This is a genomic window from Mesorhizobium sp. B1-1-5 (genome assembly GCF_006443065.1).
Classification (GTDB): Bacteria; Pseudomonadota; Alphaproteobacteria; order Rhizobiales; family Rhizobiaceae; genus Mesorhizobium.
This window is the reverse complement of record NZ_VFWS01000040.1, coordinates 1-15,587: the sequence shown is the minus strand read 5'-3', so window position 1 is coordinate 15,587 and position 15,587 is coordinate 1. Positions and strand designations below refer to the sequence as shown.

Here is a 15,587-nt window from a genome sequence, read left to right as displayed (position 1 = left end):
CTTCACGGCAGGCCCATCCTAGCGACGCCTGGAACGGGAGTGACGGCTCTCGGTGATCGCATGACAGACGCATCGCCAGCTAGGTCGATGCTATGGCCGCGTTGGCTGCAGTTTGGTCAGCTGCCAAGCGCAGCCGCTCCATCTCGGAGAGGGTTTGTTCCCGGACCGCGATGACCTGAGCTTTGATCCGCTTCAGGTGCTCAAGCCCAGTGACTAAGGCACCCTGAAGCCGCTGTCGATCTGCCAGTATGGCTTGATCAATTTGCGCTATGTCGCGTGCGTCGATGGCTTTCTTGGGATCGAAAACAAAGCGACGCTCCAGTGCCGTTCGCCAGCTCACCACCTTGTGAGAGGTCTTTGGACCAAACCCCGGAACGTTCATCAGTTTGTTCCACTCGACATCGAGGGCCGTCTCGATCCCATAGGACTCCAGAATCTGCTTTTTGCCGGGGCCGACGCCGTCGATCCTGGCGTTCGAAATCTCGAAGTTGTCTAGGTAGCGGTCGAGCTGGGCCTTGCGCCGATTGCTCTCCAGCTCGGACAGCTTGGCAGCCCGCTTGGACGGAAGGCCGTCCCACTCCTGCCGCTGCGAGGCTATCTGTGCTTTTTGCTTTTCGAAGGCCGCCGGCCCCGCCCTTTCAAGCCACGTCACATGCGCCTTGTCCCACTGGGCCGCGGCCTCGGTGGCAAGGCGCCGGAACTCGCTGGCCTCCTTGTCCTTGCCCAGAGCGCTTTTCAGGATGAGGAATAACCCCACGGCGCCACCGAAGAACCAAATCTGGCCCCCAAGGCCGATCCCGATCACCACAATGATGGCGGCGGCAATGCCCGCAATTAGCCTTGCCTTGCGCGCGTGGCCCTTCAGCTTCTGGGCCTCGGGGTCCGGTGTGACCGACTTCTGGGCGACGTTCGGCGCCGGGCCGGGGTGTGTAACGGCATCCACCTGGCGCTGAAAGCCGACGATGTCGAACAATGTCCCGCCGTCGGCCGGCACGGCAGTCGAAAACAGCGGTACGCCGGTCGAGCCCTCCATCTTGCACCAAGGGCAGGATGAGCCGGCCAGCGACCAATGGCTGGAATTCGCTGAGCATTGCTTGAGGTTGGCCTCAAACTCTGCGAGCGCGGCGATCCAATCACGGGCGACAGGCCGCCCCCCACTTGTCCCTTCCCTCGAGAAAGCGCGTTCGAACATCCCGGCCAGACGAGAACCGACCACGGACAGCTCCGGAGTACTCGGCGGCCGTGACATGCCTACCGCTGCAGCGTTCATTCCGTACGGGAACCGGTACTGTTCGATCGCTTTGGCAATCGGCATGTCTTCCGGGCCGGAATAGCGGCCGGCGAACGGATGCCTGCCCATGAAAAGAAGAAGGAAGGTCAGAACGGCCAACCCGAAATTATCGTGGTTGGGGGTTCTGACGATGCCGGCGAATGGTCTATTCTGCAGTTCGGGCGGCGTGAACGTCTCAATCCCCACCTCGCATAGATATTGCTGGCCGAGGTACGACACCTGGAAGCTGTCGCAGTCGATCAGTCGCACGGTGGCATCCTGTGCAACCAGGATGCCACCATGATTGACGTCACCGATGACACAGGCGTTGTCATGAACTGCAGCGAAAGCTCGCGCAGTGTTGGCGGCAGCTCGCGACAAGAAGCGCCAGTCCACCCGTTGAAAGTCGGTGCGTCGGCTTTTCGGGCTGTAGAGCTGGTGGATGCTCTTGCGCCCGCTGATCTTGGGCATGATCAGGCCGATCGGTTTGCGATCTTTGGCGCAGATAAGTCCCGACGGCCAGGCCGTCAGCTTCTCCAGCATATCAGTCTTGATGCTGGCCATGGCTCGGATTTTATCGATCCGTTGCTGATCAAGCGGCCTGTGATAGACCTTCGCCACGTGGTTCTGATGAGCGGCTAGGTCGTAGACGGCTCCCTCACCGCCTTGGCCAACCAGCGCACCGAGCTTAATGACCTCGCCGCGCAGCGTGAAAACCTCCAAAGGCTTGTGCGCCGTCATTGGGACACCACCGCCGGTTCGGATGTCGACCGCGTCGCGAGGATCAAGGACTTGTCATCGTCTGTGCGCTCGCAGATCCGTGGCGACGATAGGTAAGCCTTCAGGCCGCTCGACAGACCTGGGTCTTCGCCGGGCATGCGAGATTGTCTGACTGCCGGAAACATCGCGTCGAAGAAGGGCTGGTGCACGCTGCGGGAGGCCTGATGCAGCACGAGATTCTCGATGCCATCCGAAAAAAGCGCCACCTCATCGATGCGTCGCGGAGCGAACTCGAACTCCAAAAGGTCGGAGAGGCCCGGTGAGGTCACAAAGTTAGTCGTGTTGGCGTACGCACCGTGCTGCGGCCAGAAGACGTAGGACCATCCGTCCTCGTGCCCATGGGACACCACGATGGCGCCGTCCCCGATCTGCAGGAATACGGCACTGTCCGGTCCGAGGATCGCGGCCAGCAATGTACAGGCATAATCCCTTGCCGAATGGTCAAGACCATCGGCGTGGGCAGAGATGCGATCCGCAATCTCAATGACCCAGCCGAGAACTTTGTGACGATCGATCTGACTTAAGGTTCTCCGCTCCGCGAAATGTACGAAAACGAGTTCTAGCAAGGTCTGGCTGGCGAGCCAGGACCCGACCTCAGAATACGCGGCGCTGCCAGCGCCATCGCATACAACAGCCGTCAGGACTTGGCCTTCCGGACCGTCCAACAAGCTATGGACGGCATGATCCTGGCAGGGCTTACCGACGGAGATATGCGAGGTGCCGATTGCGCTCGCCGACGCAATCCGCCACGACATCAGACCTCCGCCCAGCCCGCCGGCGACTGAAGCGCGACCGTTTGACCAACTTGGGACTGGGACACGCCCGAAAGGGAGGCCGAGAGCCATGAAAACAGTTCGCGGAACTTGAGGCCGTCCAGTTTCAAGGGTTGACGCGTCGACAGCTTCGCAAGGATGTCCATGTTGGCGCCCTCGACGCCGACGGCGAAGAACGAAAAAGCCTTCGTCGCCTCTCCCGCCTTGATCGCCTGTTCGGCGGCCACCACGCTATCGGTCGGCGCCCCGTCGGTGATCAGGAACACCCAAGGGCGATAATAGGAGATGCCGTTTGCCTTGTATTCGTCCTTGCGGCGCCTCAGCATTTCCAGCCCATGCTCGATCGCTGCACCCATGGGGGTATCGCCGGTGGTCGACAGCCCGGTCGGCGTGAACAGGTCAGCGGTCTGGAATTCGGCAACCGTGTTCACCGGTCCGAAGGTCACAATCGCAACTTCAACGCGCTTCATTGCCAAGCTGTCATTCGCCAATTCATCCTTGAACGCAACGAGCCCCTGGTTGAGCGCCTCGATCGGCCGACCCTGCATGGACCCCGAAGTGTCAAGCAAGAGCAGGCAAGGACACCGCGGCTCCGGATTGTCCGCGAACTCTGCGGCCCCGAACGGGACCTGGTCGAATGGATTGGACACTACTTACCCCCTTAACTCAGACGTGCCTGACCAAATGGGTGGAAAATCCGCCCTAGCTACGTCTCGCCGTTTCGCAATGGGAATGATCGGCGCGGCTCCCCACACCCATCTTCCCCCTTTTGGTCGCCCAACTCACTTTCTATCGAATCGTGGTTTCTGCTGTCAAATCACTTGCCGATACGAATCCGTCGGTCGATTCGACTTTCCTCTATTGATCTGCTTTGTATTGCAGCTGGAGAGGGTTATGGGGCGCCAAGAAAAGATTGGCTGGGCGATTGCCTTGATTTGCTCGGTGGGCTGGTGGGTGTCACCTGCCAAATTTCCGACAAAGCCGTCATCCTCATCGATCACGGCACCCTGGGCGGCACAGGCGCCACGCTCGGATTCCACGCGGCCGTCTAATACGTCCATCGCCGAAAAGTCTCCGGACATCAATCGCCCGAAGGTCCAGTGGCTGTACACCAACGCGGAGGTTCGCGTCCGCGCTGCGCCTGATCCCTCCGCGCCGGCGCAGGAGGTGCTCGCCATGGGCGAACTGATTCAGACCAACTACTGGGTCAATGGCTGGTACAATGTCACCGTCTCCGCGCGGATTGGCTGGATCCAGCGAAACTACCTGACCGCGGTCAAGCCGGCGTCATTGCCGTCAAACGTATCCTCCAGCCAATTCCCGAAATCCGCTCTGAAAGCTAAGCGCAAAAGTTTGAAGGGCTACCCCGTGCGTGATCCTTATGTCGGCAAGTGTGACTGCCCCTACGACCTCATGGCTGACGGAACTCTGTGCGGCGGCAACAGTGCCTACAGTGGCTCGGGCGATAGTTCAGGCTGTTACTGGGAATAGGCGGGGCCTGCGCCTTCGAGCAGTGCCCGGTTGATCCAGCCCAAGACATCATCGCCGCGGCGCACCTTTGCCCAACGTCTGCTGATCTCTATGACGCTGAGTTCAGTGCCCGCAGGTAACTGGACCAAAACAGAGCCAGATAGTGACGGCACAGAGCGAACATTAGCGGTCTTCAAGACTACGACGCTCGACTCCGCTGCCGGCGAAACCGTCGAGACCGCAGGCCCGACCCCAACAGACGAAGCGGGGTCCTGTATCGGTCAGTCTGAACGGCTGGCGGTGCAACTTCTAGAGGCACGATTGGGCTCGCCGTGCCCCCCGGCCGATCTTGCTCCGGTTCGTTCTTGGCGATGACAGGAGTGGTCGAGCTTGACGAAGGCGGGGTCTCTGTTGCGACCGTTGGTGCTTGCAAGGCGACCGTCTCCCTTCCGGCTGATCCGCCCTCTGGATGTCCTGCAGACACGAACAGCACGACAGCTCCAAGTCCTATGAGCAGCAAAGTCACTTGGGCGGCGCGAGAGCCACGGGCGGCATGATAGAAAAGCGCAAAGAGCGCCGCGAAAATGAGTCCGGGAATCAAAGCGGACTTGCCCCCTCCCGAGGAATACGAAAGTCCAGAACCTGGTATTCCGACCGTGCTGCGCGTACCCCGGCGGCCCATGTTCAGCGTGGCCCCGGGCTTGCCGAATGAGGCGCTGCTCAAGCCTTTGCCCGTGACGTTCAGGCGAACGCCCGGCACAAGCCGCATCGACCTTCGATAGCGAAACCCCACAAGCGTCCCCACGCCGGCTTTGATTTGAGGCAAGACTAGCCTGCGGATAATGGTTGTTCAACAAGAACGAACCAATCGTGACACTGCTCTGGAAGGAGAGCCCATTGGTGCCGGACTAATCAAGCGAGGCGGCCCTCTTTGTATGATCACGGCTTCAGCGAGTCGTTCGAACCGCGAACCGGCGGACCCTTTCAATTCGCCACAATGTTAGCAAATGCGGGCTGCCAGATATTAGAACGGGCTGAGGATTCTGAGATCACCCGCGCACGGCGATAATCATTAACTGGCCTTTCCAGATCCTCGGACTCAAACAAAAACCTGCAAATAGCTCCTTGACGAAGTCCATTTGCAGGTGCATGTAGGTGACGTCACATGACATGACAAACATCAACCGCATCGGGGTTGCCGCCCCGGCCGCGAACAGAAGGAACATAACATGCGTCCAACATCTGCCCTAGTGCGAAAGGCTCATCGCGCTTCGAAAAGCATCGTGGGCGGGGACAAGCTTCTTGCCGCCCTAACTAGCGCACCATACATCGTGGCGCTGAAGGATGGGGTCGCTGAACAAGTGCCTCCCGTATCGAAAATCAGTCACATGCTCAAGGAACAGTTCCCAGAAGTTCCAGATCTGAAGGCCAATCCGGTTCGGCAGTTTATTGGCATGGCTGTTCGAGCGATCCTGTCCGATCAGGGCTACGAACTCGATGAAACTGGAGTTAGGATCAGCCGCGATCCTGTTTTCCGCAGTGGCTCGACCTATCGCCTGACCACGGAGCAGGAGGAAGACGATGACCTCTTGGTTCGCTTCGTTGCGATGCTCAATCCTGACGAACGACGTCGCTTGTATGATCTTATAAAGGCCGCGATGTAAGCGCCTGGGAGGCAGCGTCCTCCGGCTCTGGACTTGACCCCGCCCTCACACGGCGGGGTTCTTCTTTTTTGAGGAGCCCATTCTCACATTTTGGGCATGGAAAAGCTGGATAACCGTCTTCAGGATAGCTCTCCCGCCAATTGACCGCTCTATCCCCAACTCCCCAAGAATACCCAACCTAAGCGCCTACGGCGGTCCAAGAACAACGATGAGTGGCGTTTCTAATCCCGCGATTGATCTTGCCTTTGTCGTATTGATATGCAATCAGTTGCATTGCAAAGCATTTTAAGGAGCTTGCATGCAGACGGACTTTGATACCCTCAACCACTTCATTGGTCAGCAGCTCATTCGTGGCAAGCTGACCTCGAACACAGCGAATTCGTATTACAGCTCTCTCAGCCGCGTGTTTGAAAGTGCCACCGATGCAGAAAAGGCGAACGTCTTCAACATCGACCTCGACGCTCTGTTTGCCCAGTTTCGCAAGGCCAACACGGGCCTGGGCGACAACACGGCTGCATCGTATGAAGGTCGTGTTCGCGCCGCCATCAACCGCTTTGCCGAGTACACCAAGACCGAAGGCAAGGCCGACGGAACGCCGGCCACGATGGGCACGCTTGCAATCCCGATCCGGGCCGGCTTGGTTAAGATCGATGGCCTTCCCAGCGACCTAACACGCGCAGAGGCCAACCGTATCGCCGCCATGATCACAGCGATGGCCACCTGAAACCAGCTTTGCACAGCAGCGCAGGCTTCATTGGATCGCCGACGTAGGCCCCTACGCCGCAACGCCCGGTTTGCCGGCGATCAGACTAGTTGGCGGCCGGCCTCGGCCATACGCCATCGCCGCCTCGATCTGGTTCCACGCGGTTGGAAAACTGACGGTTGAGATGACCTTCTCTTGGGCTGACCCGGGCCGTTCAACACCTTCTGCAAAACGGTATCGCGCTACCTTTTTCAAGCAGGCCATCGGCTCGCAACTGATTGTCGACGTCGGCAGTTTGACGTTTACTAGACCTTTTTGGCCGCGACCATGCCGTGCCGTTTAAGCAGCCACAATGTCTCCGCCTTCGAACAGCATCGCTGTCTGCATCGCCTCCAGGCGTCGCATCCGGCCATAGAAATGGTCCCTGGCATTAGGGCTCTTTGCCTGAGGTCAGGGCGGATATATCGTAATTCCGTAATCACCGACCTGGCGGAAGCCGAGCGCCTCATAGGATCGCCGAGCCGCCGGGTTATCCGTGAAAAGCACCGCGCGCGTGACGCCGCCCTGGGCTGCCTCTCGGAGCGCTCCCGCCACGACTGCCCGGCCATATCCACGATTGCGAAGTTCGGGCGGTGTCCAGACGCCACCGATCTGGATTGATTCGAAGGCTCGGGCGGTCCGGGTGCACAGTGACACCGGCTTCCCGTCTGCTTCCAGAAGGAAGGCCTCCTCGCGGGCAACATGCCCCTCGATTGCGCTCTTAGCGAATTCTCGCGTGCTGTCCGTGTCGGGAAGTCCGGTGGCCTCCATCTCGTAGCGAAAGCGCCAATCCAGCAGCAGCGCGAGGTCCTCGCTGCGGGCAAGCCGACACGCTAGCGACGGGGAGACATGGTCCAGGCAAATCATTTCGCCGATACTCAAGGCGAAGAGGCCTTCCTTGGCGCGCTTGCTCGCAGGGCGTTCGCCCAGGCCAAGATGTGCTTCTTCCACCTGTGAATAAGGTCCGAGCAGGGCGATCAGCGCCCGTTTTGATGCCTTGACCACGGCGTTCGAAAGCTCAGCTGCATGAGCTGGGGCCTGCAGGAACACTCCGCCTTGCCAATTGTGCATTGCCACACCGACGACATCCCTCCCCAGGAACGCCGCTGCGTAGGTACCCTGAAGCTGTTTGCCGTCATCGACAAGGCCACCTTTGTCGATGAAGTAGCGCAGGTAAAGGGAGCTGTCCGCATGCCGCACTAGGAAGTCCTGCAGCGCCATTTCGTCGCCCAGGCGAGCCAAACGAATTGTAATCCCGCTCATTGGTGAAGAGCCTCATCGGTTTCTCGCTATATTAGTCACCGCGTCCGAGAGAAGCCTCGACGCGGATGCGGACTCGGAACTTTCTTGTCGTTCAACGACGAGCATCCTGATGCCTCGGCCGACAGGGGCAATGGCCAGCGAAGAACCCGCCAGACCGCCACCGACAACGATGAGGTCGTAGTCAACGCTGACGCCGTTGGACAACGGAGTTTCGCCGTTTTCCCCTCTTGCATGGCCCGCGGCCCGCTCAATATTTGAATTTGCTAATAGACTGAACCCGCGCCGTCCCTAAGTCAAATCCCTACGAGCTGCCGTCCGGTTCGCTCGTTCAGTTGTCCAGGTCTTCTGTCGTCTTTTCTTGGGTCGTGGCGCAAGCCGTCTGCTTCCCGGCTTGGGGCGGTGCTGAGCAGCCTTGGCTACGGTGCGATCCTGTCGTCGGCAGCAGGCCAAGGCGGTCGCTCTTGATCATTAGATGAGAGTGTGGCTTCTGTCGCTTAGCGATTATTTCCGAGTTCTGACCAAGGCGCGCCGTTTAATTAGCCACAATGTCAGAAGGTTGTGGCCGCCGGCGGCAGCCACTTCGACCGCCCGCTTGGCGCTCTCCTGGCCCTTGATGTCGGCGAGATCCGGCAGGTCGCGCGCCGCAAGCTGGATGCCGGCCTCGGGCCGCGACAGCACCTGCGTGCCGCGAAAATGGTTGGCGACGGCAATCAGGCTGCGCGGCGCCAATATGTCGAAATCCTTGCCTGCCCAAGCCGCCTCCGGGCCGCAGGCGAAGGGACAGATCAAGCCCTTGCCTTCGGCATTGGCGCCGATCGCCGCCGGCAGCGCGCCGGCGACGCCCGTGATCGTGCCGTCGAGCGATAATTCGCCAAGAACCACGTAACCGGCGAGCATATCGCCCGGGATGGCGCCGAGCGCCGCCATCAGGCCGAGCGCGATCGGCAGGTCGTAATGGCTGCCTTCCTTGGGAAGATCGGCCGGCGCGAGGTTCACCGTCACCTTCTTCGACGGCATCGACAGGCCCGACGCATGCAGCGCGGCCTGCACGCGCTCGCGGCTTTCGGCCACCGCCTTGTCCGGCAGGCCGACGATCTGCATGCCGACCTTGCCCGGCCCAACCATCACCTGGACATCGACCGGCAAAGCCTCGATGCCCTGGAAAGCCACCGTGCGAACCCGCGCCACCATCTTTTCAAGCCCCCGGATGCCGGCTCCCGCGCGGCGCTGCGATCAGGCCGCGCAGGACCTCACGCCAGACAACCACAGATTTGCGGCTTAGGCAAGAACATTACGGGAACATCGCGCGTCGCGCGTTCCGTTGGCGCCTTCGCGAAGAATTACCCCCGCTTCCCCTCAATGCAATCCCAGAACAGGCTTGCAATATCCGCTCCACCGAAGCGCCGCACTTCGCGTACGCCGGTCGGCGAGGTCACGTTGATCTCGGTCATGTAGTCGCCGATCACGTCGATGCCGACGAGGATGAAGCCCCGCTCCCTGAGCGCCGGTCCTATGCGGGCGCAGATCTCGCGCTCGCGCTCGGTCAGCTCGGTCTTCTCGGCGCGGCCGCCGACATGCATGTTGGAGCGCGAATCGTGCTCGGCCGGCACGCGGTTGATGGCGCCGACAGGCTCGCCGTCGATCAGGATGATGCGCTTGTCGCCCTTGCGCACGTCCTTCAGGTAACGCTGGACGATATAGGGTTCGCGGAACAGCTGGCCGAACATTTCGAGCAGCGAGGCGAGATTGCGGTCGGCCTCGTGCAGATGAAAGATGCCGGCGCCGCCATTGCCGTAGAGCGGCTTGACGATGATATCGCCGAATTCCTTGCGGAAAGCGGCCACTTCCATCGGATCCTTGGTGATCAACGTCTCCGGCATCAGGTCCGGGAATTCGGTGACGAAGATCTTTTCAGGGCTGTTGCGCACCCAGGCCGGATCGTTGACCACCAGCGTCTTCGGATGGATGCGCTCCAATATGTGCGTGGTGGTGATGTAGTTCATGTCGAAGGGCGGGTCCTGCCTCAGCAGCACGACGTCCATCTCGGAGAGGTCGGTGCGCACCTTCTCGCCCAGCGCGTAATGGTTGCCCTTCTCGTCGCGCACCTGCATCTCCTCGAGGCGCGCGAACACCTTGCCGCCCAGCATCGACAGCCGGTCGGGCGTGTAGTGGAAAAGCTTGTGGCCGCGCCGCTGCGCCTCCAGCGACAGCGCAAAGGAGGTGTCACCGGCAATCGACACGGTGGAGACATGGTCCATCTGGACGGCGATCTTCAACGGCATTTGCGGTCTCCGGGGAACTCAGACGCCCGATATAAGGAAATCGGCGGCGCCTGCCAATCGTGCTCGCTTGGTGCAGAAGCTCAGAGACTGTTTCGAAATTTGCTCTGGCGAGTCATATGGTGGTGGTTTCGAAAACCGGAGCGGAGCAGACATTTGGGTCCGTGAGCCTACGCATGACCCCGAAAATCGAAATCGATTTTCGGAAAGGATCATGCGCCAAGTAAAATTGCTGCAGCGTCCTTTGCGCGTCCAAGAGGACGCGCGGCGCTGCAGTAGCGCAGAAAACGCCATCAGATGGCCGCCAGAGTAGAATTTCCAAACGGTCTCAGCGGTCGAAGACTAGGCGCGAGTAGCCGAGGAAGGACAGCGCCATCGCGACGATCGAGGCAAAGGCCAACGCCGCCAGCGGCGGCAGGGCGGGCAGGGCGAACAGGACGGCGCAATAGACCAGATAGTTGACGATGCCGATGGCGATGCCGACGCCGCCATAACGCACGCCTTCCTGCGCGATGCCCCGGCTCGACGGCGCGAAGGTCAGATGGCGGTTGATCTGCCAGGTGACGCAGAGCGCGAAGCCGATCGACAGCAGGCGCGCCGCCATCGGGCCGAGCGGCGTGGCGGCAAGCAGCAGCCAGAGCGCCGCGGCGTCGGCGACAAAGCCGATGCCGCCGGTAAGAATGAAGCGGACGAGGCGATCCACTATGCCGCCCCCTAGGCCGCCCGTGGGGCCTTGCCCGGCTCGCTCTTGGGCGAGGCCTGCCCGGATATCCCGCGCTCGGCGCGGCCGGAGGAAATCGACAGATAGAAGATGCGCTTCTGCTCGGCCCGGCCGCGCGACACCGAATCGAGGATCAGCCCGGTCATCATCGACAGCATGGCCAACAGCAGCATGCCGATCGACAGCACCCAGGTCGGCATGCGCGGCACCAGCCCCGTCTGCGCGAACTCGACCAGCACCGGGATCATCAGGCCGATGCTGGCCGCCAGGAAGAACAGCGCGAACGTGCCGAAGAAGCGCAGCGGCTGCGTCTCCTTCACCAGCATGGCAAACATCCACAGTATCCTGGCGCCGTCGCGGAAGGTCGACAGCTTCGACGACGAGCCTTCCGGGCGGCGGCCGTAATCGAGCGCCATCTCGCTCACCGGCAGCTTGAGCTGCGAGGCATGCACCGACATCTCGGTCTCGATCTCGAAGCCGCCGGAAACGGCCGGAAAGCTTTTGACGAAGCGGCGCGAAAACACCCGGTAGCCGGAGAAGATATCGGTGAAGTCGGTCCCGAACAGACCCTTGTAGAGGCGGTTGAAGATGCGGTTGCCGAAAGCATGGCCGTTGCGGCCCGCATCGTCGGTCACGCCGCGCCTGGTGCCCACCACCATGTCGGAGCGCTCGGTCTGCAGGACGTTGATCAGCTGCGGCGCATCCTCCGGCGCATAGGTGCCGTCGCCGTCGGCCATCACATAGATATCCGCGTCGATGTCGGCGAACATGCGCCGCACCACATTGCCCTTGCCCTGGCGCGGCTCGCGCACGACGACGGCGCCGGCGGCGCGGGCCTTCAGCGCCGTGAGGTCCTTGGAATTGTTGTCGTAGACATAGATCGCGGCCGAGGGCAGCGTCTCGCGGAAGCGCCGCACGACCTCGCCGATCGTCAGCTCCTCATTGTAGCAAGGCAGGAGCACGGCGATAACCGGCTCGTGGCGGACTGCATGCGGCATGTCTTTCTCCGGACGCCCGATCCAGCCTCCGGCCGTCCTCATGCCGGCCCCGTCGAGCCGTTTTACTATTTATTGAAGCCGTTAAGGCTAGGTTTAAAACCGATCCTCTCCCTTCAAAGGCCACAGCAATGGGCACAGCCGAGACCGGCGCCGCCGCCTGGAAGTCCGATCTGGCGCTGGCGCTGCTTGCGGCCCTGCTCGCATTCGCTATCGATGCATGGGCCGGCTTCGGCCAACTGACCGATGCCGGCGGCGACAACGACAATCTGCTGCGCCTCGTCGAGGTCCGCGACCTGCTGGCCGGCCAGGGCTGGTTCGACCTGCACCAATACCGGATGGGGCTGGAAGGCGGCTTCGTCATGCACTGGTCGCGGCTGGTCGACGCGCCGATTGCCGCCATCGCGCTTGCGGCCTCGGCGCTCACCGGCAGCAGGCAACTCGGCGAGGACGTGGCGCAGGTGCTGTGGCCGGCGCTGCTCTTTTGGTCGACCTTGTTCTTCACCGCCCGCGCCGCGCGCAGCTTCGGCGGTGGCGGCGCGGTGCTTCCCGCCATCCTGGTCGGCGCCGCCGGCTATTACTTCATCGGCATCTACGATCCCGGTGCGCTCGACCACCACAACGCCCAGCTGATGCTCACCGTGGCGAGCCTCGCTTCGTTGCTCGAGGCGCCCTCCCGACGCTGGGCCGCGTTTTTGTCCGGCCTCTGCGCTGCGCTGACGCTCGCCGTCGGCATGGAAACCCTGCCCTACGTCGCCACCATCGGCGTTTGCGTGACGCTGCTGTTCGTCGCCGATCCAGCCGGCGAACAGGCGATCGCCCGGGATTTCGGCCTCGGCTTCGCCGGTGTCGCGGCGCTTGTCTTCGCCGTCACCGTTCCGCCTTCGGCATGGGGCGTGGCGCAGTGCGACGCCTTCTCGGTCGCGCAGTTCGTCGTCGCGGCCATTGCCGGCGTGGGGCTTGCCGCAATCGCCTCCGTCGAGCCCGCCGCCGGCAGCTGGCGGCGCAGGCTGGGATCGCTTGCCCTTCTGGGGGTCGTGCTCGGTGTGGTTGTGGCGGTGCTGTTCCCGCAATGCCTCTCCGCGCCTTATGCCTCCCTCGATCCGCGCCTCAAGGAGCTGTGGCTCGACCATATCGACGAGGCCCAGTCGCTGTTCGCGCTGCTTGTCCGCGATCCGGCGCGCGTGGCGGCGCGCTACGCCACGCCGCTGGTCGCGATCGTCCTGATGGCAGGGCACTTGCGCCGCGGCGGCTGGAGGCGGCAGGACAGCCTCGTTGCGGCACTGCTCGTCGTCGCCTTCGCGGTCGGCGCCTGGCAGGTGCGCGGCACCACCTTCTCGATCGCCTTTGCCGTCGTTCCGCTGTCGGCCTGGATCGCCAAATGGCGGGCGCGGGCCGAAACCAGCTCCTCGCTCGGCGTGGCGCTGCGCCTTGCGGCCGTCTGGCTGGTCTCGATCAATCCGGTCTGGACGGGCGTCGCCGCGGCCGCCTCGGTGGCGTTCGAGAAAGGCAAGGCCGCCGCCGACGGTGGCGCCACGGACAGGGCTTGCCAGAAGAAGGCCAGTTTTGCGCCGCTCGGCGGCATGGCCGATACAACCGTGCTGACGATCTCCAATCTCGGAGCGCCGGTCCTCGCTTATAGCGGCCATCGCGTTTTCGCCGGCCCCTATCACCGCAACGTCGCCGGCAATCTGCTGGCGCTGGACGCCTTTCTCGGCTCGGCCGATGACGCACGGGCAATCGTCGAGGCGCATCGCGTCGGCCTCGTCGCCATCTGCCCCGGCAATGTCGAGACCCTGATCCTGACCCGGAAGGCGCCGCAGGGTTTCCTTGCCGGCCTGCTGCGCGGCTCCGTGCCGGACTGGCTCGAGCCGGTCGGCGAGAAGGGCAGCCCGATCGAGCTCTATCGCGTAAAGCAAGCTGGCTAAAGCAATTCCCGAAGGTGCGAAACAGCCTTCGCTGCGCAATTGCATGCCAGAAGAGACCGTTCGATACTTCTATTAGAAATTATGCATAAACGAATATTGGAGGTTGGGCTGCCATTTCTTGTCCAAAGCTGAGCCACCGGCGAGCCAAGCAGCTTCTGGACGATGGAAAATCGATTTTCCGATACCTTTCCTAAACGCTTTGCTGCCACTCTGGCCATAAATACCGACATCAGAACAGAGGCATGATGCAAACGACGTTTGGCACCGGCCAGCCAGGCAAGGAAAACACGGATCTGGCCTTCACGGATTCGTTGACCGGGCTCGGCAACCATCGTCGCTTCTTCGACAAGGTCGATCGCCTGATCAGCGACCGCGCCGACGATCCCGCGCCCTTTACCGTCGGCATCCTCGACCTCGACGGATTCAAGCCTATCAACGACCTGTTCGGCCACAAGGCCGGCGACGACATCCTGATCCAGGTGGCGATGCGGCTGCGCGCTTCGATGGACGGCTATTCCACGGTCTGCCGCATCGGCGCCGACGAGTTCGCCTACCTCTATCCGATGGTGTTCTCGGAGGAGCAGGCGGCCGAGACGTCGCGCATGCTGATCGAGATATTGTCGGCGCCCTATGATGTCGGCGAGCGCACCGCAAGGCTTTCGGCCTCGGTCGGCTGCTCGCTGTTTTATTCCGGCGACGAGACCACCGAGATCCTTCTCAACAAGGCCGAGACTGCGCTCTATCACGCCAAGCGTTCGGGCCGCGGCCGCGTCGTTGTCTACACCCGCGAGATGGAAGAGGCGGCCAAGCGCGTCACCCGCATAGAGCAGGCGCTGCGCCGCGCCGTCTCGGCCGGCGAGGTCGAACCGCATTTCCAGCCGATCGTCGATCTGAGCAGCCGCCGCACCATCGGCTTCGAGACGCTGGCGCGCTGGACCGACCGCGACCTCGGCGTCGTGCCGCCATCCGTCTTCATCCCGATCGCCGAGGAACGCGGCATCATCGGCCCGCTGTCGCAGCTGGTGCTGCGCAAGGCGGCCGAGGCGGCGCGCAGCTGGCCGAAGGAGCTGTTCTTGTCCTTCAACCTGTCGCCCTCGCAGCTCGTCGACCAGAACACCGGCCTGCATATCCTGGCCATCCTCGACCGCACCGGCTTCGATCCGCGCCGGCTGGAGATCGAGATCACCGAGACTGGCCTGATGAACGATCCGGCCTCGGCCGAGAAGATCGTCGAGGACCTGCGCCGCGTCGGCATCCGCGTCTCGCTCGACGATTTCGGCACCGGCCAGTCGTCGCTCGGCCGCTTGCGCGAGTTCCATTTCGACAAGCTCAAGATCGACCGCGCCTTCGTCTCCTCCATCCTCGACGACCGGCCCTCGGAGCACATCATCCGCGCCATCCTCGCCATGTGCGAAGGGCTCGGCATGGATGTCGTCGCCGAAGGCATCGAGGACGAAGCGCAGGCCGACCGCCTCGTCCAGTTCGGCTGCGCCGGTGGGCAGGGCTATCTGTTCGGCAAGCCGGCCGATGCCGACGCCACGCTCGGCTATCTGCGCGATTCCTGTCGAGGCGCGCTACATGCCAAGGCGATCTGACTAGTTCCCCGGCACAGGGATTTTGACCGGTCGGCTCTGTTTGCGTTGGCAGGTGGCATGCGTTGGAGATTGGCCGAAACGCCCATCGCGATCGTCATTCCAGGGCG

At 62.1% G+C, this 15,587-nt stretch carries 14 protein-coding genes and 1 pseudogene; 5 read left to right on the top strand and 10 right to left on the bottom strand.

From position 1 onward, the window contains the following. Positions 1-79 precede the first annotated feature (79 nt). Genes FJ980_RS14865 through FJ980_RS14855 form a run of 3 tightly spaced genes read right to left on the bottom strand, consistent with a single transcriptional unit; the run spans position 80 to position 3,473 of the window. Positions 80-2,011, bottom strand: a complete 1,932-nt coding sequence (locus FJ980_RS14865; RefSeq protein WP_140543846.1) for a hypothetical protein — start codon at positions 2,009-2,011, stop codon at positions 80-82. Beyond that, entirely contained in the window at positions 2,008-2,805 is a 798-nt protein-coding gene (locus tag FJ980_RS14860; RefSeq protein ID WP_140543844.1) for a PP2C family serine/threonine-protein phosphatase, read from the bottom strand. Before FJ980_RS14860 ends, FJ980_RS14865 begins: the two co-directional genes overlap by 4 nt. Continuing rightward, complete coding sequence (locus FJ980_RS14855) at positions 2,805-3,473, bottom strand: VWA domain-containing protein (protein WP_140543842.1); 669 nt, start codon at positions 3,471-3,473, stop codon at positions 2,805-2,807. Before FJ980_RS14855 ends, FJ980_RS14860 begins: the two co-directional genes overlap by 1 nt. Before the next feature lie 244 nt (positions 3,474-3,717). On the opposite strand from FJ980_RS14855, the gene FJ980_RS14850 reads away from it, so the two are divergent. Further along, positions 3,718-4,314, top strand: coding sequence for a hypothetical protein (locus tag FJ980_RS14850; protein WP_140543840.1), 597 nt, complete (start codon positions 3,718-3,720; stop codon positions 4,312-4,314). A 178-nt stretch (positions 4,315-4,492) separates the two neighbouring features. Here the strand turns inward: FJ980_RS14850 and FJ980_RS35940 are convergent, their stop codons facing one another. Together FJ980_RS35940 and FJ980_RS34680 are read right to left on the bottom strand one after the other, a co-directional pair. Further along, on the bottom strand, positions 4,493-5,086 hold the full coding sequence (locus FJ980_RS35940) for a DUF4236 domain-containing protein (RefSeq protein WP_140543906.1): 594 nt from the start codon (positions 5,084-5,086) through the stop codon (positions 4,493-4,495). Positions 5,087-5,342: 256 nt separating this feature from the next. Continuing rightward, positions 5,343-5,519 (bottom strand): hypothetical protein, encoded by a 177-nt coding sequence (locus FJ980_RS34680; protein ID WP_181181207.1) that lies wholly within the window; start codon positions 5,517-5,519, stop codon positions 5,343-5,345. Between the two features lie 57 nt (positions 5,520-5,576). Here FJ980_RS34680 and FJ980_RS14835 point away from each other — a divergent pair, with 57 nt between their 5' ends. Together FJ980_RS14835 and FJ980_RS14830 are read left to right on the top strand one after the other, a co-directional pair. Continuing rightward, complete coding sequence (locus FJ980_RS14835; protein WP_140543838.1) at positions 5,577-5,957, top strand: hypothetical protein; 381 nt, start codon at positions 5,577-5,579, stop codon at positions 5,955-5,957. Between the two features lie 298 nt (positions 5,958-6,255). After that, the gene (locus FJ980_RS14830; RefSeq protein WP_140543836.1) at positions 6,256-6,681 is read left to right on the top strand and encodes a hypothetical protein; all 426 of its coding nucleotides are present in this window, start codon (positions 6,256-6,258) and stop codon (positions 6,679-6,681) included. 429 nt (positions 6,682-7,110) lie between these two features. On the opposite strand, the gene FJ980_RS14825 is transcribed toward FJ980_RS14830, so the two are convergent. The 5 genes and pseudogenes from FJ980_RS14825 to FJ980_RS14795 form a co-directional block, all read right to left on the bottom strand. Further along, positions 7,111-7,962 (bottom strand): GNAT family N-acetyltransferase, encoded by an 852-nt coding sequence (locus FJ980_RS14825; RefSeq protein WP_140543834.1) that lies wholly within the window; start codon positions 7,960-7,962, stop codon positions 7,111-7,113. Positions 7,963-8,505: 543 nt separating this feature from the next. Continuing rightward, positions 8,506-9,153, bottom strand: a pseudogene (locus FJ980_RS14815) (magnesium chelatase domain-containing protein); the annotation flags it as partial. A 149-nt stretch (positions 9,154-9,302) separates the two neighbouring features. Continuing rightward, positions 9,303-10,244 carry a glutathione synthase gene (gene gshB / locus FJ980_RS14810; protein WP_140543832.1) on the bottom strand — a complete coding sequence of 314 codons (942 nt, stop codon included), beginning with the start codon at positions 10,242-10,244 and terminating at the stop codon, positions 9,303-9,305. Between the two features lie 325 nt (positions 10,245-10,569). After that, a complete protein-coding gene (locus tag FJ980_RS14800; RefSeq protein ID WP_140543830.1) occupies positions 10,570-10,944 on the bottom strand; it encodes a GtrA family protein in 375 nt (124 codons plus the stop codon). Positions 10,945-10,955: 11 nt separating this feature from the next. Then, positions 10,956-11,960: a glycosyltransferase gene (locus tag FJ980_RS14795; RefSeq protein WP_140543828.1), complete on the bottom strand. Its 1,005-nt coding sequence runs from the start codon at positions 11,958-11,960 to the stop codon at positions 10,956-10,958. Between the two features lie 128 nt (positions 11,961-12,088). Here FJ980_RS14795 and FJ980_RS14790 point away from each other — a divergent pair, with 128 nt between their 5' ends. Beyond that, positions 12,089-13,885 carry a GtrA family protein gene (locus FJ980_RS14790; protein ID WP_140543826.1) on the top strand — a complete coding sequence of 599 codons (1,797 nt, stop codon included), beginning with the start codon at positions 12,089-12,091 and terminating at the stop codon, positions 13,883-13,885. Between the two features lie 245 nt (positions 13,886-14,130). Then, positions 14,131-15,480 (top strand): EAL domain-containing protein, encoded by a 1,350-nt coding sequence (locus FJ980_RS14785; protein WP_140543902.1) that lies wholly within the window; start codon positions 14,131-14,133, stop codon positions 15,478-15,480. The last annotated feature ends 107 nt before the right edge of the window (positions 15,481-15,587 follow it).